This window comes from Glycocaulis alkaliphilus (genome assembly GCF_004000605.1).
GTDB classification, from domain to species: domain Bacteria; phylum Pseudomonadota; class Alphaproteobacteria; order Caulobacterales; family Maricaulaceae; genus Glycocaulis; species Glycocaulis alkaliphilus.
The window spans coordinates 1,186,337-1,206,274 of record NZ_CP018911.1 but is presented as its reverse complement, the minus strand read 5'-3'; the positions used below and the strand labels follow the sequence as shown (position 1 = coordinate 1,206,274).

At 62.8% G+C, this 19,938-nt stretch carries 22 protein-coding genes and 2 riboswitches; of the genes, 12 read left to right on the top strand and 10 right to left on the bottom strand.

The window, feature by feature from the left end; all coding sequences use genetic code 11:
• Positions 1-12: 12 nt before the first annotated feature.
• Positions 13-128: riboswitch (glycine riboswitch) on the bottom strand.
• A riboswitch (glycine riboswitch) is annotated at positions 129-219 on the bottom strand. It lies immediately after the preceding riboswitch.
• 85 nt (positions 220-304) lie between these two features.
• The 4 genes from X907_RS05760 to X907_RS05745 form a co-directional block, all read right to left on the bottom strand.
• Positions 305-1,591 (bottom strand): aminotransferase class V-fold PLP-dependent enzyme, encoded by a 1,287-nt coding sequence (locus tag X907_RS05760; protein ID WP_127566125.1) that lies wholly within the window; start codon positions 1,589-1,591, stop codon positions 305-307.
• Positions 1,592-1,666: 75 nt separating this feature from the next.
• Positions 1,667-4,090, bottom strand: a complete 2,424-nt coding sequence (locus X907_RS05755) for a TonB-dependent receptor plug domain-containing protein (RefSeq protein ID WP_127566123.1) — start codon at positions 4,088-4,090, stop codon at positions 1,667-1,669.
• 162 nt (positions 4,091-4,252) lie between these two features.
• Positions 4,253-6,016: an arginine--tRNA ligase gene (gene argS / locus X907_RS05750; protein ID WP_127566121.1), complete on the bottom strand. Its 1,764-nt coding sequence runs from the start codon at positions 6,014-6,016 to the stop codon at positions 4,253-4,255.
• Positions 6,017-6,028: 12 nt separating this feature from the next.
• Positions 6,029-6,592 (bottom strand): hypothetical protein, encoded by a 564-nt coding sequence (locus tag X907_RS05745; protein WP_127566119.1) that lies wholly within the window; start codon positions 6,590-6,592, stop codon positions 6,029-6,031.
• 148 nt (positions 6,593-6,740) lie between these two features.
• Here X907_RS05745 and ispH point away from each other — a divergent pair, with 148 nt between their 5' ends.
• From ispH to purB, 4 genes are all read left to right on the top strand, one after another.
• On the top strand, positions 6,741-7,685 hold the full coding sequence (gene ispH, locus X907_RS05740) for a 4-hydroxy-3-methylbut-2-enyl diphosphate reductase (protein ID WP_127566117.1): 945 nt from the start codon (positions 6,741-6,743) through the stop codon (positions 7,683-7,685).
• Positions 7,685-8,113, top strand: a complete 429-nt coding sequence (locus tag X907_RS05735; protein WP_127566115.1) for a DUF1801 domain-containing protein — start codon at positions 7,685-7,687, stop codon at positions 8,111-8,113. The genes ispH and X907_RS05735 overlap by 1 nt, the downstream gene beginning before the upstream one ends.
• Positions 8,110-8,571 (top strand): ribonuclease HI, encoded by a 462-nt coding sequence (gene rnhA, locus X907_RS05730; protein ID WP_127566113.1) that lies wholly within the window; start codon positions 8,110-8,112, stop codon positions 8,569-8,571. Before X907_RS05735 ends, rnhA begins: the two co-directional genes overlap by 4 nt.
• A 62-nt stretch (positions 8,572-8,633) precedes the next feature.
• Positions 8,634-9,932, top strand: a complete 1,299-nt coding sequence (gene purB, locus X907_RS05725; protein WP_127566111.1) for an adenylosuccinate lyase — start codon at positions 8,634-8,636, stop codon at positions 9,930-9,932.
• A 2-nt stretch (positions 9,933-9,934) separates the two neighbouring features.
• Here the strand turns inward: purB and X907_RS05720 are convergent, their stop codons facing one another.
• Positions 9,935-10,255: a DUF1476 domain-containing protein gene (locus tag X907_RS05720; protein ID WP_127566109.1), complete on the bottom strand. Its 321-nt coding sequence runs from the start codon at positions 10,253-10,255 to the stop codon at positions 9,935-9,937.
• 271 nt (positions 10,256-10,526) lie between these two features.
• Here X907_RS05720 and purC point away from each other — a divergent pair, with 271 nt between their 5' ends.
• Complete coding sequence (gene purC, locus X907_RS05715; RefSeq protein ID WP_233352542.1) at positions 10,527-11,300, top strand: phosphoribosylaminoimidazolesuccinocarboxamide synthase; 774 nt, start codon at positions 10,527-10,529, stop codon at positions 11,298-11,300.
• A 13-nt stretch (positions 11,301-11,313) separates the two neighbouring features.
• Positions 11,314-11,556 (top strand): phosphoribosylformylglycinamidine synthase subunit PurS, encoded by a 243-nt coding sequence (purS, locus tag X907_RS05710; protein WP_127566105.1) that lies wholly within the window; start codon positions 11,314-11,316, stop codon positions 11,554-11,556.
• A gap of 165 nt (positions 11,557-11,721) precedes the next feature.
• Here purS and X907_RS05705 read toward each other — a convergent pair whose 3' ends face one another.
• Entirely contained in the window at positions 11,722-12,075 is a 354-nt protein-coding gene (locus tag X907_RS05705; protein WP_127566103.1) for a VOC family protein, read from the bottom strand.
• Between the two features lie 160 nt (positions 12,076-12,235).
• Between X907_RS05705 and X907_RS05700 the strand changes: the two genes are divergently transcribed.
• The 6 genes from X907_RS05700 (at position 12,236) to purL (ending at position 16,266) form a co-directional block, all read left to right on the top strand.
• On the top strand, positions 12,236-12,490 hold the full coding sequence (locus X907_RS05700; RefSeq protein ID WP_127566101.1) for a type II toxin-antitoxin system ParD family antitoxin: 255 nt from the start codon (positions 12,236-12,238) through the stop codon (positions 12,488-12,490).
• Entirely contained in the window at positions 12,480-12,770 is a 291-nt protein-coding gene (locus X907_RS05695; protein WP_170175475.1) for a type II toxin-antitoxin system RelE/ParE family toxin, read from the top strand. Before X907_RS05700 ends, X907_RS05695 begins: the two co-directional genes overlap by 11 nt.
• A 91-nt stretch (positions 12,771-12,861) precedes the next feature.
• The gene (gene purQ / locus X907_RS05690) at positions 12,862-13,524 is read left to right on the top strand and encodes a phosphoribosylformylglycinamidine synthase subunit PurQ (protein WP_127566097.1); all 663 of its coding nucleotides are present in this window, start codon (positions 12,862-12,864) and stop codon (positions 13,522-13,524) included.
• Positions 13,524-13,721 carry a type II toxin-antitoxin system HicA family toxin gene (locus tag X907_RS05685; RefSeq protein WP_127566095.1) on the top strand — a complete coding sequence of 66 codons (198 nt, stop codon included), beginning with the start codon at positions 13,524-13,526 and terminating at the stop codon, positions 13,719-13,721. Before purQ ends, X907_RS05685 begins: the two co-directional genes overlap by 1 nt.
• Positions 13,722-13,726: 5 nt before the next feature.
• Entirely contained in the window at positions 13,727-14,035 is a 309-nt protein-coding gene (locus tag X907_RS05680) for a type II toxin-antitoxin system HicB family antitoxin (protein ID WP_127566093.1), read from the top strand.
• On the top strand, positions 14,032-16,266 hold the full coding sequence (purL, locus tag X907_RS05675) for a phosphoribosylformylglycinamidine synthase subunit PurL (protein WP_127566091.1): 2,235 nt from the start codon (positions 14,032-14,034) through the stop codon (positions 16,264-16,266). The genes X907_RS05680 and purL overlap by 4 nt, the downstream gene beginning before the upstream one ends.
• 96 nt (positions 16,267-16,362) lie before the next feature.
• On the opposite strand, the gene X907_RS05670 is transcribed toward purL, so the two are convergent.
• The 4 genes from X907_RS05670 to rpoD form a co-directional block, all read right to left on the bottom strand.
• Positions 16,363-16,842: a hypothetical protein gene (locus X907_RS05670; protein WP_127566089.1), complete on the bottom strand. Its 480-nt coding sequence runs from the start codon at positions 16,840-16,842 to the stop codon at positions 16,363-16,365.
• A 221-nt stretch (positions 16,843-17,063) separates the two neighbouring features.
• On the bottom strand, positions 17,064-17,633 hold the full coding sequence (locus tag X907_RS05665) for a Fic/DOC family protein (RefSeq protein WP_127566087.1): 570 nt from the start codon (positions 17,631-17,633) through the stop codon (positions 17,064-17,066).
• A gap of 11 nt (positions 17,634-17,644) precedes the next feature.
• On the bottom strand, positions 17,645-17,836 hold the full coding sequence (locus X907_RS05660; RefSeq protein ID WP_127566085.1) for a hypothetical protein: 192 nt from the start codon (positions 17,834-17,836) through the stop codon (positions 17,645-17,647).
• A 62-nt stretch (positions 17,837-17,898) separates the two neighbouring features.
• Positions 17,899-19,935, bottom strand: coding sequence for an RNA polymerase sigma factor RpoD (rpoD, locus tag X907_RS05655; RefSeq protein WP_127566083.1), 2,037 nt, complete (start codon positions 19,933-19,935; stop codon positions 17,899-17,901).
• Between the last annotated feature and the right edge of the window lie 3 nt (positions 19,936-19,938).

Genomic DNA, 19,938 nt, shown 5'->3' with positions numbered 1-19,938 from the left:
TCGCGTGGCAGCCCTGCCCCCGCTGTCTCGTGACCTGAGAGATTCCCGCGGCAACGGGGCTGACCCCACGTGCCGCTTGCTCCTTCGGTGGGATCCTGCCCGAAGGCAAAATCCTCTTTCCAGCGTCGGCGGTCCCAGCGGTCCTGCGGCCTGAGCGTTTCCGGGGCGGTTGCGCCTTCGGCGCCGGCATCTTCGGCCGGTCTCTCCCGCTTGGGTGCCTTATGTCGAACAGGTCTCCCCGCTCGACGCGCAAACTAGTCCGGCGCGCGCGTGAGTCAATCGGGAGAAACGTCAGGCCAACGGGTCACGAATGTACGATCCTGCGCAGCGCCGCTACCAGCGCGCCGATTTCATGGTCTTGCGTGAAGACAGCCGGTGTCACCCGCACGCAGGCGCCGCTGGCAAGGCCGTCGCGCATGACGGTGAAGATGCCGAACTCTTCGGCCAGACGCGCGGCCAGCGCCGCATTGTCTTCGACGCTCGTTTGTCCGCGCAGCCGGAAAGAGGTGATCCCTGCGTGGAGGGCGGGGTCAGCCGGCGTGAGCACATCAATTGCGGGATGATCGCGCAGCGCTTCGGCCCAGGCACTGCGCAGATGGCGCAGGCGGGCTGCCTTGCGCGCCGGCCCCAGCCGGTCATGGATGGCCAGTGCATGGGGTACGGCAAGCAGGGCGGCGAGATTGACCGTGCCGGTATGGACACGCGCGCGTATACCCTGCGGTGCCGGGTCGGCGGCATTCATATAGGGATCGATATCGCCAATGCGCTCCCGGCGGATATAGATGGCACCGACACCCAGCGGGGCGCCGATCCATTTGTGCAGGTTGAGACCGATGAAATCGGCACCCAGCGTGTTCACATCGAAATCCACCTGACCGAAGGCATGGGCGGAATCCACGAGCACATCCGCGCCATGATCGCGTGCCAGTTCAACCAGCTCACGCACCGGCAGGAGAAGCCCGGTCCGGTGGCTGACATGGGTGACAAGCACCAGCCGGATATGCGGGTTCGCTTCCAGAGCCGCAGCATAGGCATCCAGAACGGATTGGCGGCTGGCCGGTTCGGGCAGCGTGATCGTATGCACCCGCGCGCCGCGCCGCCGCGACAGCCAGCCCATGGCGGTCTGCATGGAGGGATAGTCCAGATCGGCAAACAATACACCGTCGCCATCGCGCAGGCGGTTATATCCCGAGATCAGTGCCTGCATGGCCTCGGTGGCGTTGCGGGTGAAAACGATTTCGTCCTCGCCAGCGCCCAGCGCCGCCGCCGTCTGCTGCAGGACGGCCCGTGCGTCCGCGCCAAACCGGGTGCGCGCATAGATGGCCGTGCGCGCATTGACCTCTTCCAGCGCCGCCTTGTGGGCGTCCAGAACGGGCCGGGCCATCATGCCCCAATTGCCGTGTTCGAGATGAATCATCTCGCTGGTGACGTCATAAAGCCCGCGCACTGCCTGCCAGAAGCTCTCATCGCGGGCAGCCTCTGCCGGATCTGGCGCGGTGGCGGGCAGGTCGTTCAGCGAGCGTGCGAGGGAAGGGGCTGCGCTCAGCATGGGGATGGCGCCAAGAATGGACCGGCGGGTAAAAACGTCCATGACACGGGCTCCTTTGAGGACAGCGAAGGGCGGCACGCATGTGCCGCCCCCGCGCATACATCCGTCTGAAATGGCCTAGAAGGCCGCAGAAACACGGAAATACCACTTCCCGCCATCGGTGTCGTAGGGCGCATTGCGCGAGTATATCAGACCGCGATTGGCCTGATTGCGCGATTCGTCCGGGTAGGTGTCGAACACGTTTTCGGCACCCGCGCGGATGCGCACATTGTCGGTCAGCTGGAATGATGCCGCGACATCGACCAGCGTTATCGGGCTGAAGTCCTGGAACAGAACGTCCGCGCTGTCATCAATGTCGGTCCATTGTCCGTAGTGACGTGCCCGCGCCACCACGCCCCAGCGTCCGCGGGTATAGTCTGCCGTGAACACGGCATTGTGCTGGGGCAGGCCTTCCTCGAACAGGCGGCGGGATACATCGTTGAACACGCCGGCAATCGCTTCGCGCGTCACCGTGGTTTCGTTCCAGTTATAGGCCAGCGTCAGGTTGAGATCGCCCGCCAGCGCCTGACCGGCCCAGTTCAGGACGAAATCGACGCCGCGCGTGCGGGTATCAAACACGTTCTGGAAGAAGGAGGCGTTGCTGACGCTTTCGCCGCCCGGAATGCCGAGTGCGACCAGCTGGGCGCGCTCTGCGTCGGTCAGCTGGAAGCCGCCGCGCGTCGAGAAGCGGTCCTCCACGTCGATCTGGTAGAGATCAAGCGTCGCGGTGAACCCCAGATCGTTGCGGAAGACGACGCCCACCGAGCGGTTTTCCGAGGTTTCCGGCGTGAGCGGCAGGATAACCTGGCCGCCGGGGCGTGCATTGATGATGTCGGCCACCGGACCGGTCGGGTTGAAACGCCCATTGGTGACGAGGTTGAGGGTCACCGAGTTCAGGCCCTGGCTGGTCCGTTCAGACTCCAGCTGGCCCGGCGTGGGCGCACGAAAGCCCGTCGACCATGTGCCCCGCACCGCCAGATTGCCGGTAAACGCAAAGCGGCCTGACAGCTTGTAATCGGTAGTAGAGCCGAAATCGGAATAGTCTTCATAGCGGATGGCGCCGCCGACGGTCAGCTGCTCGGTAAGTGCCGCCTCGACATCGAGATAGCCCGCATAGCTTTCCTGATCGAAGGTGCCGGCCTGGAGATCGCTATAGCCCGGAAAGCCGTTGGAGCCGGACGGGAGCCCAACGGCGGCCAGCGGCCCGACCTGATAGGAGGCCAGGTCGCCCGCCTCGATCTCGAAACGTTCGTCGCGCCGCTCGAGCCCGAACGCGATATTGACCGGTTCGGCCAGCCCGGTGTCGAGCAGGTAGACAAAGTCGGCATTCAGGTTGAAATCGCGCTGACGCAATATGCCAGCACGAAACTCGGTCGGGCTGGCCGAACCGAGCGAGGCGTTGATCGTCTCATTGATGAAATAGTCGATCTCATTGCGCCCATAGCTGGCCGAGAGATCCCAGCTGAAAGCGGGGTTCAGCTCGCCGCGGATACCGGCGGTCAGCGCGCGGTCGGTGTCATCCTGACCGAAGCGCGGTGTGAAACCGGCCGGGAAGATGGCAGCCAGATTATAGTTCGGGTCGAGCGGGGTGGTGTTGTAGGCGCTGGTGCTCGCCGGGTTACGCCAGTTGAAATCATTGACGCCGCTGCCCCAGCCAAGTGTGCCGAACACATAGCCTTCAACGGCGGTGTTGAAAGCAAAGGCCGAGTTGAGCGCCAGCCGGAAGGCTTCCCGGTCCGGCTTGCCCCAGCGTTGCACGGGATCGGGGACGTTGAGTTGCGGGTTCGCCGCCTGGAACTCGATGGCGTCGGGCCGCTGGCGCGAGCGCGAGGTGGCGCTGGCGTCCGAATACTCTGCCGACAAGACCAGAAAGCCGCGCCCGTCCAGATCGAACCCGGCCTGAGCACCAAGCTGGTAGAGCTCGCCATCACCCTCATAGTACTGAGAGTACTGTCCAAAGCTGGAAAAGCCGGGCTGGCTGTCGAGGATGATGTTGATCACGCCCGCGATCGCGTCAGACCCGTATTGAGCCGAGGCGCCGTCGCGCAGGACTTCGATACGTGAAATGGCGGAGCTGGGAATCTGGGCCATGTCGACGGCCTGGGCGCCGCGATTGCCCAGGAAGGCCGAGCGGTGACGGCGCTTGCCGTTGATCAGCACCAGGGTCTGATCAGGCGACAGCGACCGCAGCCGGGCAGGGCGCACGAATATCTGGCCATCGCCGAGAGGCAGACGCTGCACATTGAAAGACGGAACGAGCTGGGCCAGCGAATCGATCAGCTCAGGCGATACGGTCTGACCGATGGCTTCTCCGGTCAGCACATCAACCGGTGCCAGCGTATCGAACGCAGTGCGGTTGGCGGCACGCGTACCGGTTACAATGATCGTATCGCGGTCTGTCTGGGCTTGTGCGCCATCGCTCTGGGCATGGGCGCTTGCGTCAAAGCCTGTAAGACTGGACGCCAGCACGGCCAGCGACGCCGTGGTGAGCAGGTGTTTCATGGTATGTCCCCTTCGGATCGGCGCGCCCCGCGCGCTGCCAAAGCCGGACGAATAGGGGGTCTCCATGACATCCCGACAACCGGATGATGTCGGTTTGGCAAATAAGAAGCGACAGTTAGGAGACCGCCTCGATCAACGCCGGGGAAAAACGCTGCGCGAGGCCTACATCTGCTCGGGCGCTTCAACACCGATCAGGGAGAGGCCCAGCTCAAGCTGTTTGAGCGTCAGCGCGGCCAGCGCCAGGCGTGAGCGGCGTACGGCCTCGTCTTTCTCCGGCAGGATCGGACAGGCCGCGTAGAAGCTGGAAAAGGCCTGCGAGAGACCGTAGACGTGCTCGCAGATATGGTTCGGCGCGCGGTCATCATGGGCGCGCATCAGCGCCCCGTGGAAGCCGTCGAGACGGCGCACCAGAGCAGCCTCCTCCGGCGCAGAGACGCTGATCTCGCCCGGCTCCAGCCCCTCGCCAGCGGCTTTGCGCAGCAGCGATTTGATACGCACGGCCTGATAGAGCAGGTAAGGCCCGGTCTTGCCCTCGAAGGACACAAACCGGTCCATCTCGAAAATGTAATTCGTGGTGCGGTAATTCTGCAGGTCAGCGAACTTTATCGCGGCATTGGCGACCTTGCGGGCCACATCTTCGAGCGCATCAGCGTCGAGCGTCTCGCCAAGACCGGCTTCAGCCAGACGCGCACGGGCGCGCTCACGTGCTTCCTCGATCAGATCGGCCAGCCGGAACGTGCCGCCGGACCGCGTGCGCAGGCGCTTGCCGTCCGGGCCGTTGACCGTGCCGAACTTCACATGCTCCAGCCCGCCTTCGCTCGCGAGGCCCGCCTTCACGGCGGCGCGGAAGACCTGCTCGAAATGGTCTGACTGACCCAGATCGACCACATAGAGGATCAGGCCGGGATTGATCGTGTCACGCCGGTCCTGAATGGTCGCGAGATCCGTCGTCGCGTAGAGGGCGGAGCCTTGCGAGCTGACGAGGATGAGGGGCGCTAGCTCCTTCTTGTCGTCCTCGCGCGCCACCCGGACAATCCACGCGCCGTCAGAAAGTTCCGCCACGCCGCGCGCCTTGAAATCCTCGACGAGGCCGGGGATCAGATCGTTGACGTCGCTTTCGCCCTTCCAGAGGTCGAAATGCACGCCCAGTGCCGAGAAATCCTCCTTCAGCGCCGCAATCGAGACATTGATGAAGTGCTTCAGCAGAGCGCGATAGCCTGCACGTCCCGCCTGCAGTTCAGCCGTCGCCTTGCGCGAGCGCTCCTGACGGGCGGGGTCTTCCTTGCCCTTGGCGCTGGCCTGCGGGTAGAGCCGGGCAAGGTCTTCGATCGTGACGGGCGCATCAGCCGGGTACGGCCCGGTGAAGGCCTCGTCGAAATAGGGCAAGTCTGGCTGCTCGTCTTCCAGCTCTGTGATGAGCTGGCCCATCTGCAGCCCCCAGTCACCCAGATGGATGTCGCTCGTCACCTCATGGCCAAGGAAGCGCATCAGGCGCTGCAGGCTGTCGCCAATGACCGAGGAGCGCAAATGTCCGACATGCATGGGCTTGGCGACGTTCGGACCGCCAAAATCGATCATCACCTTGAGCGGTGTCTCCACCTGGCCAGCGCCCGTGCGCTCATCGGCGCTAATGACGCGTGCCCGTGCGGAATAAAGCTGTTGCGACGGTGTGATGTTCAAAAAGCCCGGCCCGGCAATCTCAATGTCGAGATCGGGCGCGGTGGCAGCCAGATGCGCCTTGACGCCATCGGCAATCGCGCGTGGCGGTTTGCCCGCCTGCTTGGCAGCCGCCAGCGCACCATTGCACTGATAGGGCGCCAGATCGGGGCGGTCGCTTTCGGAAACACGTCCAAGCGCCGGGTCGAGTTCCATAGCGGCAAAGGCATCGCCCAGCAGGGCGCTGAGCTGATCGGCAAGACGGGTCATGACGGTCCAGATTTACTCGACAGGGACGCGGAAACGCAGGCCGGAGCGGTTGAACTCAACCTGTTCCGGCGTCATCTCAAAGCCGACAATCACCTCGAAATTGGCGCCGGAGGTTGTCGCCTCGGCACGCGGAATCACGATCGAGCCGATTTCCTCGGTCAGCTCGACCCGGTCTTCACCCGGCTGGAAGCGGACAGTGATCGGGAATACCTCGCGGGCGATAACAACGCTGTCCGTGCGTGTGACGGCCACGAAGTAATAATAGGTTTTCTCGCTGCTCTCGGCAGCTGCGCCGCGGCCAAAGGCAAAGCGGACAGCCATCTGCATGTCGATGGGCGAGACCCGCGTATCGGTGTAGGTGCAGGCACCCCTCACATTCAGGATTTCGCCGGTAAAGCCGACATTGCGCAGAACACGTTCCTCGCCCCTGAACTCCACCAGACGGTGCGCGTCATACAGGGACAACGCATTGGGGCACGGACCCGGATTGGGCTGCGGTCCGTCGAAGCGGTCGCGCACACTCTGGCACCCGGACAGGACAAGGGCGGCGGCAAATACAGCGGCGATTGAGCGCATGGGGTCTCCCGAAGAACCAGTTCGTCACTATGTTGCAGACACGGGGCAGTACGGGTTACGGGCGCGCCGGACTCTGCTACACCCAATGTGTCTAAGCCCTGCACCGCGCGAGAGCAACGCTGTCGCGCCCCTGCCACTGAGGAAAACCGTGAGCGCGTTGCCCCCTCTCCACATTCTGCTTGCCGCGCCACGCGGCTTCTGCGCCGGCGTGGACCGTGCCATCCAGATCGTGGAGAAGGCGCTGGAGCGCTATGGAGCGCCGGTCTATGTGCGCCACGAGATCGTCCACAACAAGCACGTGGTGAACCGGCTGAAAGCCATGGGCGCGGTGTTCGTCAAGGAGCTGGACGAATGCCCGGATGACCGCCCCGTGGTGTTCTCCGCCCATGGCGTGCCCAAGCGGGTTCCCGAAGCGGCTGCGCGGCGCAACATGCTCTATGTGGACGCCACCTGCCCTCTCGTCTCGAAAGTGCATGTCGAGGCAAGCCGCCATCACAGGAATGGCCTTGAAATCGTGCTGATCGGCCATGCGGGGCATCCCGAAGTGATCGGCACGATGGGCCAGCTTCCCGAAGACGCGATCCATCTGATCGAGACGGTAGAGGACGCGCAGAGCTTCACGCCGCGCGACCCGCAAAAGCTCGCCTATGTGACGCAGACCACGCTGTCGGTTGATGACACGGCGGCCATTGTGGGCGTGCTGCAGACGCGCTTTCCCGCCATGGCCGCACCGCACAAGGAAGATATTTGCTACGCCACCACCAACCGGCAGGAAGCGGTAAAGGCCCTCGCCCCGCGCTGCGATCTGGTGCTGGTGGTAGGCGCGCCGAACTCGTCCAATTCGGTGCGGCTGGTAGAGGTCGCCAAGCGGGCGGGCGCGCCCGATGCACGCCTGGTACAGAGCGCTGCAGACCTTGACCGCAGCTGGTTTGGCTCCGTGCAGACGCTGGGCGTGAGCGCCGGTGCGTCCGCCCCTGAAGAACTGGTAGAGGACGTGCTCACCCAGATCGCGGGTTTCCGCAAGCTGAGCATCGAAGAGGTACGTGTCGCCAGCGAAGATGTGGTGTTCAAATTGCCGCGCGAGGTAGCGTGATGAGTGAAAACCAGACCAAGGCCGGGAATACCCCTGTGGAGGCGTTCCTTGCTGCCATCGAACCGGAAGCAAAGCGCGAGGAAGCCCGCCAGCTGGACGCGCTGTTCCGCAAGGTGACCGGCTTTGAGCCGGTAATGTGGGGCTCCTCCATGGTGGGCTATGGACGCTATCACTACCGCTATGAAAGCGGACGTGAGGGCAGCTCCCTTGCGACGGGCTTTTCACCGCGAAAGGCGCAGCATTCAATCTACATCATGCCCGGCTATGCCGAATTCGGCGATATCCTGGACCGCCTCGGCAAGCACAAGAAGGGGCAGGCCTGCCTGAATGTGAAGCGCCTCGCCGACATCGATATGGACGTGCTGGGCGAGCTGATCGCAGCTGGCCTCAAAGACCTTGATGCGCAGTGGACGGTGCATCCGGCGTGAGCACGCTTATCACCATTCACACCGACGGGGCGTGTTCGGGCAATCCCGGCCCCGGCGGCTGGGGCGCGCTTCTGGAATGGAAGGGCCATGAAAAAGAGCTCTTTGGCGGCGAGCCCGACACCACCAATAACCGCATGGAGCTGCGCGCGGCCATCGAGGCGCTGAATGCGCTCAAACGCCCTTCAAAAGTCCGCCTCGTTACGGACAGTGTCTATGTGCGCGACGGCGTGACCAAATGGATTCACGGCTGGAAGCGCAATGGCTGGAAAACAGCCGGCAAGAAGCCGGTGAAGAATGCCGAGCTGTGGCAGGCTCTCGACGAGGCCACCAAGCGCCACACGATCGAATGGGTGTGGGTGAAGGGCCATAATGGCGATCCCGGCAATGAGCGCGCCGACGCGCTGGCGCGGGCGGGAATCGCAGCCCTGAAAGGCGAGGCGGACACCCCCGCCTCTTGACCTTCACGCCCTCAGGGGCGAGAGAGCGCGCTACTCCCCCATACGGATGAAGAGGCGCGCCCATGATCCCCCGCTATACCCGGCCTGAAATGGAAGCGATCTGGAGCCCGCAGACCCGCTACCGCATCTGGTTCGAGATCGAGGCGCACGCCACCGACAAGCTGGCAGAGCTGGGCGTCGTCCCCGCCTCTGCCGCCAAGGCGGTGTGGAAAGCAAAGGACATGGAGTTTGACGTCGCGCGGATCGACGAGATCGAGCGTGAGGTGAAGCACGATGTCATCGCTTTCCTGACGCATCTCTCCGAACTTGTCGGCGAAGAAGCCCGCTTCGTCCATCAGGGGCTGACCAGCTCTGACGTGCTGGATACCTGCCTTGCCGTGCAGCTGACCCGCGCCAGTGATCTCCTGCTGGAGGGCATGGACCGGGTGCTGGCCGCGCTGAAAAAGCGCGCGCTGGAGCACAAGATGACGGTGTGCATCGGGCGCAGCCACGGCATCCATGCAGAGCCGACCACGATGGGGCTGAAATTTGCGCGCTTTTATGCCGAGTTCGCCCGTAACCGGGAGCGGCTGGTGCGGGCGCGCGAGGAAGTGGCCACCTGCGCCATCTCAGGCGCTATCGGCACGTTTGCCAATGTCGACCCGGCGGTGGAAGCCCATGTCGCCGAAAAGCTCAGGCTTACCGTCGAACCCATCTCCACGCAGGTGATCCCGCGCGACCGGCACGCCAATTTCTTTGCCGTGCTGGGCCTGATCGCGTCGGCTATCGAGAACATCGCGGTTGAGGTGCGCCATCTGCAGCGCTCCGAAGTGCGCGAGGCGCAGGAATATTTCTCGCCGGGGCAGAAAGGCTCCTCGGCCATGCCGCACAAGCGCAATCCGATCCTGACTGAAAACCTGACCGGCCTTGCGCGCCTTGTCCGCTCCGCCGTGACCCCTGCGATGGAGAACGTCGCCCTGTGGCATGAGCGCGATATTTCACACTCCTCAGTCGAGCGTGGCATCGGGCCTGATGCCACAGTGCATCTGGATTTCGCCCTGCACCGCACCGCCTCAATGATTGAGGGCCTGATCGTGCATGCCGACCGCTGCCGGGAGAATCTGGAAGCCCATGGCGGCATCCATAATTCCCAGCGCGTGCTGCTGGCGCTGACCCAGGCCGGGGCGAGCCGCGAGGACTCCTACCGCCTCGTCCAGCGCAATGGCATGAAAACCTGGGATGAGGGCGGCAGGCTCGCCGATCATCTCAAAGCCGACGCGGAAGTCACCGCCCTGCTCTCACCGGCCCAGATCGATGGCTGCTTTGACGAGGCCTATCACCTCAAGCATGTCGACACGATCTTCGCGCGGGTTTTCGGGTAGGTTTATCCCGCCTGCACCTGCGCGCGGGCAATATCGAGGAGACGCGTCATCTCGTGGCGCAGTTCGATGTCGGAGACCGCCACGCCCTTGGCATCGAAATCCTTGCGCACCTTGCGGAACACATCTTCGTCGCCCACTTCCTCAAAGTCGGCCGCGATCACCTCTTTGGCATAGGCATCGGCCTCATCACCGGACAGGCCGAGCTTCTCTGCCGCCCACAGGCCCAGCAGCTTGTTGCGGCGCGCACCGGCCTTGAACTCCAGCTCCTGCTCGCGCGCATAACGGTTTTCGTGAGCCTTTTCGCGATCATCAAAGCCGGACATGAGGTGTTTCCTGTAATAGATGGAACGGGGAGTGTTTGATCCATGGGTATCGCGCCAGAGCCGCTTTATCAATCGTCTGAAGCGCATTGCAGGCCGGTATTGCGGGCGCCCGGCCAAGCGCGTATCCTGATGATCAAAGGCGGCCCGTATTGACGGGCCGCTTCGCGTTTGACACGACACCGATTGACCCGCACCCAAGACTCGCGCGCATGAAGGGCCTCATGGCGCAGCGATACGATTTTCCAACGCCCAGCGGAGAGCGATGACCCCCATGTCACGCCGCAAGAAACTCTACGAAGGTAAAGCCAAGATCCTCTATGAGGGCCCGGAGCCGGGTACGATCATCCAGCACTTCAAGGATGATGCGACCGCCTTCAACGCCCAGAAGCGCGCGACGCTGGAGGGCAAGGGCGTGCTCAATAACCGGATCAGCGAGTTCATCATGGAACACCTGAACCGGATTGGCGTGCCGACGCACTTCATCCGCCGCCTGAACATGCGCGAGCAGCTGGTACGCGAGGTGGAGATCATTCCGCTGGAAGTCGTGGTGCGCAATGTCGCCGCCGGCTCCATCTCCACGCGCTTCAATATCCCTGAGGGCGAGCCACTGCCGCGCGCCATCGTGGAGTTTTACTTCAAGGACGATGCGCTGGGCGATCCGCTCGTCTCCGAAGAGCATGTGACGGCGTTCAACTGGGCCAGCCCGCAGGAGCTGGACGAAATCATCGCTCTGGCACTGCGCGTGAACGATTTCGTCTCCGGCCTGTTTGCCGGTGCGGGTATCCGTCTGGTCGACTTCAAGCTGGAATTTGGACGCCTGTACGACCAGAACGACATGCCGCGCGTGGTGCTGGCTGACGAGATCAGCCCCGATTGCTGCCGCCTGTGGGACATGACGACCAACGAGAAGATGGACAAGGACCGCTTCCGCCGCGATCTGGGCAATGTCACCGAGGCCTATGCCGAAGTGGCACGCCGCCTCGGCATCATGCGCGAGATGGACAGCGCCAATGGCGCGGCCCCTGAGTCTGAAGAGAGCGAATAGGATCAAAGAGACGATGAAAGCGAAAATCCACGTCTATCTGAAACCCGGCGTGCTGGACCCGCAAGGGACCGCCGTCGCCAATTCGCTTCGTACGCTCGGCTTTGAGGAAGTGACCGGCGCGCGCCAGGGCAAGCTGATCGAGCTCGATCTCTCCAGCGTTGACGCCGAAGAGGCCAGCGAACGCGTGAAGGCCATGTGCGACAAGCTGCTGACCAATCCGGTGATCGAAAACTACGACATTGAGCTGAGTGCGTAAGCCTCGTTGCACTGTCATCACCCGCGCATGCGGGTGATCCATGCCTCTGACAATAAAAGCTCTTTCGTCTCGTCATGCCCGCGGAGGCTGATGCCTGTCCTCCCCCGTTTACGGGGGAGACACCATCAACCGGCCCTGATCGTGGATTGCCCCTGCGGACTGGGCCTAAAGCTCCACCGACTCCCACAGTTCGATCTTCACCCCGTCCGGGTCCATGATCCAGGCGAAGCGCCCATAATCGTAAGACTCCGGCTCGCCGATCAGTGCCACGCCGTGCGCCTTGATGCGCTCCAGCAGGCCATCGAGATCATCCACCAGCAGGTTGATCATGAAGGGCTGGGCAGAGGGCTGGAAATATTCTGTATCGGCCTTGAAGCGCGCGAAGATCGTACGTGCGCCATCGCCATAGCGCGCTGCTGCATCACCATGGCGGAAGGTGAAGCCGCCATGCTCGTCCAACTCCATGCCCAGCACGTCGCGATACCAGGCCTTGCTGGCCTCGGGGTCCTTCGACTTCACGAATACCCCGCCTACGGCCCAGAACGCTCATGCCTGCCTCCCCGGCTGAACCGTAAAGCAGGCTATCAGCGGCGCAGCCGAAGGGCGAGACTTTTGCTTTTTTGCGCAAAATTTGGCAATAATTGGCAACTCTGCTGGTCTCACGAAGGAGCACCCCGCCATGGCCACGATGAATATCTCCCTGCCCGACGCCCTGAAATCGGTGGTCGATTCTCAGGTAGGGTCCGGCCAGTACGCCAGCGCCAGCGACTATGTACGCGACCTGATCCGGCGTGATGAAGAGAACCGCCGCAAGCGCGCCGAGTTCGAGCGGCTCATCCAGGAAGGCATCGATAGCGGCGTCAGCGAAAAATCATTCGACGAGGTGATGGCGGATGCCCGCGCCGAAGCCAAACGGCGCGGCTATGCGGATTGAACTCAGCACGAGAGCTGCCGCCGATCTGCGCAATCTATACCTGCAAGGCGCAGAAGATTTCGGCATCCTCCAAGCGGAAAACTATCTGGCAACGCTGGAAGATTCACTTAGGCTGATCGGAGAGTTTCCCTATGCTGGAACCGCAGGCAATTCCACTGATCCAACTCTTCGGGCTTACAGCGTGAAATCACACCGCATCCTATACCGGATCCGCGACGGCAGTGTGCCGCTCATAATCCGCATCCTCCACGCCCGCCAGCTTCCGCCCGAGCTGGCGTAACGCTCAGCAAAATGCGGCAAAGATGCAACGCGATTGCCGCAGCCGCACCGGCCTCTCGCCTTGGCGTGAATCCCCTGCTAAACGCTGCGCCATGAAGACCGCTGTCATTGTATTCCCCGGCTCCAATTGCGACCGCGATGCGGCCGAGGCTTTGCGCCTTGTCACGGGGGCTGCCCCCGCGATGATCTGGCATCAGGAAACCAGCCTGCCGGACGGGCTTGATCTCGTCATGGTGCCTGGCGGGTTCTCCTATGGCGACTATCTGCGCTCCGGCGCGATTGCCGCCCGCTCGCCGATCACGCAGGACCTGGTAAAGCGCGCTGAGGACGGCCTGCCGGTACTGGGCGTGTGCAATGGCTTCCAGATCCTCATCGAGACGGGGCTTCTGCCCGGTGCGCTGATGCGCAATGCCGGCCTGCTGTTTGTCTGCGAGCGCACCCCGCTGCAGATCGAGAACACCAATTCGCGCTTCACCCGCGCCTATGGCGAGACGCGCGAGGTGACCATCCCCGTCGCGCACCATGACGGCAATTATTTCGCTGACACCGAGACGCTGGACCGGCTGGAGGGCGAAGGCCAGGTGGCCTTCCGCTATCTCAACAATCCCAATGGCTCGATCCGCGACATCGCCGGTATCACCAATGCGGCGGGCAATGTGCTCGGCATGATGCCCCACCCCGAACGCGCGGTTGATCCGGTGCATGGCGGTACGGACGGACTTGGCGTGTTTGAAAGCCTTCTGGGGCGGGGGTGATGCTCACCAGCCGGGAGGTCATAGCCAGGCTGGAAAAAGCCGGCTGGCGCAAGATCCGTCAACGCGGCAGCCATGTGCAGATGAAGAAAGACGGGGTGGCAGCAATCGTAACGGTGCCCCATCCTAAAAAGGACCTGAAGCGTGGTACACTGCGCTCCATCGAGCGCGCGAGCGGCGTGCAACTGATCAAGGACTGAGTGCGATGACACTGCATGTCTATCCCGCCATTCTCGAAGGCGATGCTGAATCCGGGTTCAGCGTCTACTTCCCCGATCTCAACGGCTGCGTGTCAGCTGGCGACAGCGCCAGCGAAGCTGCGCTCAACGCGCAGGAAGCCCTCGCCTTGCATCTCGAAGGGCTGATGGGCGAAGGCCTGCCCGTTCCTGCCCCGTCTGACCTTTCCGCGATCCGGCCTGAACCCGGCGCGCCGGAGGCCGCCCGGCTTCTGGTCACTGCCTATCTGCCTGATCCCTCCCCGCTCCACCAGCCGCAACGGACGCATGCCGAATGAGTGTTGAACCCAAATACGCCCCCGGCATTACCGAACAGATCGCGCTTGAGCACGTCACGGCAGACGAGTACGAGACAATCCTGCGCGTGCTGGGCCGTGCGCCGAACATGGTCGAGCTCGGCATTTTCTCGGTCATGTGGTCCGAGCACTGCTCCTACAAGTCGAGCCGGGTGCATCTGAAGAAATTCCCGGTGACCGGCGAGCGTGTCGTTTACGGCCCCGGCGAGAATGCGGGCGTGGTCGATATTGGCGATGGCGATGTCGCCGTCTTCAAGATGGAGAGCCACAACCACCCCTCCTATATCGAGCCCTATCAGGGCGCGGCCACGGGCGTGGGTGGCATTTTGCGGGACGTCTTCACCATGGGCGCGCGGCCCGTGGCGTTGATGAATGCGCTGCGCTTTGGTGCGCCCGACCACCCCAAGACCCGCCAGCTTGTCTCCGGCGTTGTCGCGGGCATTGGCGGCTATGGTAATTGCGTCGGCGTGCCGACCGTTGGCGGCGAGACCAATTTCGACAAGGGCTATAACGGCAATATCCTCGTCAACGCGATGGCGGTTGGCCTTGCCAAGCGCGAGGGCATCTTCACCGCTGCTGCCAAGGAAGCCGGCTTCCCGGTTCTTTACGTAGGCGCAAAGACCGGCCGGGACGGCATTCACGGCGCGACCATGGCCTCAGCCGAGTTTGGCGAGGGCTCGGAAGAGAAGCGCCCGACCGTGCAGGTCGGCGATCCCTTCACCGAGAAAAAGCTGATCGAAGCGTGCCTTGAGCTGATGGCAGAGGACGCGATCAGCTCCATCCAGGACATGGGCGCAGCCGGCCTCACCTCCTCTTCCGTGGAGATGGCCTCGCGCGGCGGGCTTGGCATCGAGCTGGAGCTCGATAACGTGCCCCAGCGCGAAACCGGCATGACGGCCTATGAGATGATGCTGTCAGAATCCCAGGAACGTATGCTGATGATCCTGAAGCCCGGCGCAGAGCCCATCGCCGAGCGCATTTTCAGGAAATGGGACCTCGACGTCGCCACCATCGGCAAGACAACCGATACCGGCCGCATGGTCCTCAAACACAAGGGCGAAGTGGTCTGCGACCTGCCGCTTGATCCCATCGGCGAGGAGGCTCCGGCCTATACCCGCCCCTGGTTCGAGCCCGAAGCGCGCGCCAGCATTGATCCGCGCTCCATGAAGGGTCCGGAGCACTTGAGCGAAGCGCTGCTGACCATCATGGCCAGCCCCGACATGGCCTCCAAGCGCTGGATCTGGGGACAGTATGACCGCCACGTCATGGCCGACACCATGGCAAGCTCCGAGGACCCGGCGGACGCCGCCATCGTGCGCGTACACGGCACGAACAAGGCACTCGCCATCACGACCGACTGCACGCCGCGCTATTGCTATGCCGACCCGTTCGAGGGCGGCAAGCAGGCCGTGGCCGAGACCTGGCGCAATCTGACTGCCGTGGGCGCAGACCCCATCGCCATCACTGATTGCCTCAATTTCGGCAACCCCGAGCGCCCGGAAATCATGGGCCAGTTCGTCGGCTGCGTGGAAGGCATGGCCGAAGCCTGCCGCCAGCTTTCCTTCCCCGTCGTGTCGGGCAATGTCTCGCTCTATAACGAGACCGATGGCAAGGCGATCCCCCCCACGCCCGCGGTCGGCGGTGTCGGCCTTCTGCCCGATCTTTCCAAGCGCGCCGGGTTTGGCGGCATGAAAGAGGGCGATGTCGTACTCCTCATCGGCGAGACACGCGGAGAGCTGGGTGCCTCGCTCTATATGCGCCATGTCGAGGAGAAAGAAGACGGCGCGCCGCCCCATGTTGATCTGGCTGCCGAGAAGCGCAATGGCGACTTTGTCCGCGCCGAAATCCGCGCCGGGCGCGCCCGCGTGGTTCATGACATTTCCGATGGCGGGCTAGCGAGCGCGGTTGCCGACATGGCGATGGCCTCAGGCATAGGCGTGAAGCTCGCCTATAACGGCCCCCTGCCCGCCTATGCCTGGATGTTCGGCGAGGATCAGGCCCGTTATCTGATCGCCGCTGACGCAGCGACGGCAGAAACCATCCGCCAGAACGCCATCGCCGCCGATGTTCCGGTCAGCGTGGCCGGAATCGCGGGTGGACGGGCCATCTCGATCAATGGCGGCCATGCGCTGGACCTGATTCGCCTGAAACAGGCTCATGAGACCTGGTTGCCGTCCCTCATGACCGCAGAGACCGTACGCGCAGCCGAATAGGCAAAAAAAAGAGCCGGACTCCATCTGAAGGGGTGTCCGGCTCAACATCGCTGACCGGGCGGGGGATTTGCCCGGCCAGCGGAATTCCTTATCGCTCTAGCGGCAGGCTGCAGCGTTGGCAGCAGCTTCCGGGCCAGCGCCTTCAATGGCGGCAGCAGCGGCAAAGTCCGCCGAGGCGGCAGCCGTATTGCCCGCCAGCGCATAGGCTGCACCGCGATTGTTAAGTGCTTCCCAGCCGCCTTCATTGGCCTCTACGGCCGCATCACAGGCTTCGGCTGCACCGGCATCACCGAGATTGGCGAGCGCGCCGCACAGATTGGTGCGGGCGGCGGCCATGGTCGGGGCCGCATTGCGGCGCGACAGGGCCTCATTGGCGAAGTGGGCCGCTTCGCGCCACTGGCCACGCTCGAAGCGCTGGACCGAGGCACGCACCGAGCGGTGCGCGGTGCTCTGAGCGACGAAAGCCGGCTCGCACACCTGCGCTTCGGCGGAGGATACGCTGGCGACAGACAGGCCTGCAGCCATCATGGCAGCAGCAGCGGTCATCAGGATCGGGGAGGAGAATTTGAAGGGCATGTCAGTCTCCGAAAGATGGGCGCCCTGTTGACCGGGCGTTGCGTTGAACTCGCACCGGAAAGATAGGGCTATGACGAGCGTTTGAAAAGTGAACATTGTTCATTTTTTTGAGAAAAAGATGTTGCAATGCAACAGCGCGCCTGTCCAGCTCGCGACTGCATATCAATCCATGTGATTGCTTTTAATCAGATACGTCGCGTGCTGCGAGTGCGTGAGCGTCGTCAGACCAATCGTGCCAGCTCATTACGTAACGGCATTTCGTTTCCGTGGAAGCTTTCGATCATGGCGAGAAGAATCGCGTCCGGATTAAGCCGGGCGAGGTCCATCTCCCATCCCGCACGGTAGGCCAGCAGCGCCGCAAATGTCAGTTGTGAGCGCCCATTGCCTTCCCGGAACGGATGGATGGCGTTCAGTTCTGATAGGAATCGAGTAAGGCCCTGTATGAACAAATCGCGCTCAAGTCCGGCCAGAAAGTGCTCCCCACGCAAGAACCCGAACAGGCGCGCCATCTGGTCCGGGATATGTTCCGGGTAGCAAAACATGCTGCCAGCCTTGGCAAGACGCACCGTGCGAAACTCGCCCGCCCATGAATAGACGTCCTGAAACAGGTGATGATGGACACGGCAATAGTGGCGCGCGCCAAGACGGCCAGCTGGCAAAGGCTCGTCAGCTCTCTGGGTAGTTGCCACCAGTTCAAAGGCCGCTAGCCGCTCAGCCGAGCGTAACCCAGGCAGATTGATCAGAACTTCACTGTCTGGATAGCAATACGGGTCGGGTTCAACGGCATACATGCCCGTTGATACTATCCTGCATACCGCTTGCGCAGTTGCTGGCGGCGCGTCGCGGGCTTCGCCTGCGCTTTGTCCAGCTCGGCGAAATCCGCCTGCATGCCGGCCGTCAGGGCAAGCCCCTCCACCGCGCTGATACGGGCAAATGCCTGCCGCCCGAGGACAAAGCCTGCCGGTTTGGGCGTGGATTTCACACGATTGCTCATGCTTCCAGTATAGCACAGCTCGCGCGGCTGTGCAGGCATTTTCGCCTGAACAGCTTCCGCCCCTAGCTATCCAGGAAGCTGCGCAGTTTGCGGCTGCGGCTGGGGTGTTTCAGCTTGCGCAGGGCCTTCGCCTCGATCTGGCGGATACGCTCACGCGTCACCGAGAATTGCTGGCCGACTTCCTCCAGCGTGTGATCGGTGTTCATGCCGATCCCGAAGCGCATGCGCAGCACGCGCTCCTCACGCGGGGTGAGGCTGGCGAGCACCAGCGTCGTGGTCTCGCGCAGGTTGGAATGGATCGCCGCATCGATGGGCAGGACCGCATTCTTGTCCTCGATGAAATCGCCGAGATGTGAATCTTCCTCATCGCCAATCGGCGTTTCAAGGGAGATCGGCTCCTTGGCGATCTTCATCACCTTGCGCACTTTTTCCAGCGGCATGGAGAGCTTTTCAGCGAGCTCCTCAGGCGTCGGCTCACGGCCGATCTCGTGGAGCATCTGGCGGCTGGTGCGCACGATCTTGTTGATCGTCTCGATCATGTGAACCGGGATGCGGATCGTGCGGGCCTGGTCCGCGATGGAGCGGGTAATGGCCTGACGGATCCACCAGGTCGCGTAGGTGGAGAATTTGTAGCCGCGGCGGTATTCGAACTTATCGACCGCCTTCATCAGGCCGATATTGCCTTCCTGGATCAGATCCAGGAATTGCAGGCCGCGATTGGTGTATTTCTTGGCGATGGAGATGACGAGGCGCAGATTGGCTTCGACCATTTCCTTCTTGGCAATGCGAGCTTCCCGCGCGCCCTTCTGGACGGTCGCGACGATGCGGCGGAAATCGTCGATCGGCACGCCGGATTCCTGCGCCAGCTCGGCGATGTGCTCGCGAATCTGGGCGGCTTCCTTTTCCTCGCGCTCGGCGAACTTCTTCCACGCAGCCGATTTGGCCTTCCAGTCGTCCAGCCAGTTCGGGTCCAGCTCATGGCCCTGATAGGCCTGCATGAACTCATGACGCGGCACGCCGTGTGCCTCGGCAGAGCGCAAGAGCTTGCCCTCCAGCACCACAAGACGCTTGTTGATGGCGTCCAGCTGTTCGACCAGCGCCTCGATACGCGCATTGTTGAGGTTCAGCGAGTTGAGATTGGCGACGATGGATTCGCGCACGCCCTCATAGGTCTCGCGATCCTTTTTGGAGAGGTCCTTGCCCTCCATGCGCAGGCCGACCAGCTTGTCCTGAAGCTTGCGGAAGGTGTTGAAATCACCCGCTACCGCGTCCAGCGTCTCCATGACGCCTTCGCGCAGCTCGGCTTCCATGGCCGCGAGGGACAGGTTTGCACCATCCTCGTCATCTTCCTCGTCATCGGTCGAGGCTGCGTTTTCGCCTTCCTCGCCCTCTTCGCCGGTCTTTTCCTCGCTCTCCTCGGCGCGCGAACGCACCTGGGCGCGGATATTGGCGGCAGGGCCGCGTCCGGCGTCGGGCGCGCCGGTTTCGGAGTGATCCTCACGTACGCCGCCATAAGTGGCGTCCAGATCGATAATATCGCGCAGCAGCACCTGGCCGGACTGCAGCTCTTCGCGCCAGACCATGATGGCTTCAAACGTCAGCGGGCTTTCGCAAAGCCCGCGGATCATGGCGTTGCGTCCGGCCTCGATCCGCTTGGCGATGGCGATTTCGCCTTCGCGCGAAAGCAGCTCCACAGAGCCCATCTCGCGCAGATACATGCGCACGGGGTCGTCGGTACGGTCCTGCGCGGAGGTGGTGTTCTGCCCGGCGACAGCGGTTTTCGACTTGGCGGCTACCGCGCGGGAGCGGCCATCATCTTCTTCCTCATCATCGCCTGCAGCCGCGTCGTTCTCTTCCACCTCGTCCTCGGAATCAACGACGGTAATACCCATCTCCGACAGCTGGGAGAGCACGTCTTCAATCTGCTCGGATGAAAATTCTTCTGACGGGAGAACCTTGTTGAGCTCGTCATGGGTGACATAACCGCGCTTCTTGGCGGTTTTCACCATCGCCTTGACCGACAGGTCATTGAGATCGAGAAGCGGGCCGTCCTGATTTTCCGGGGCTGCTTCAGCCGTCTCGGTCGCTGCTTTGGTCATGCC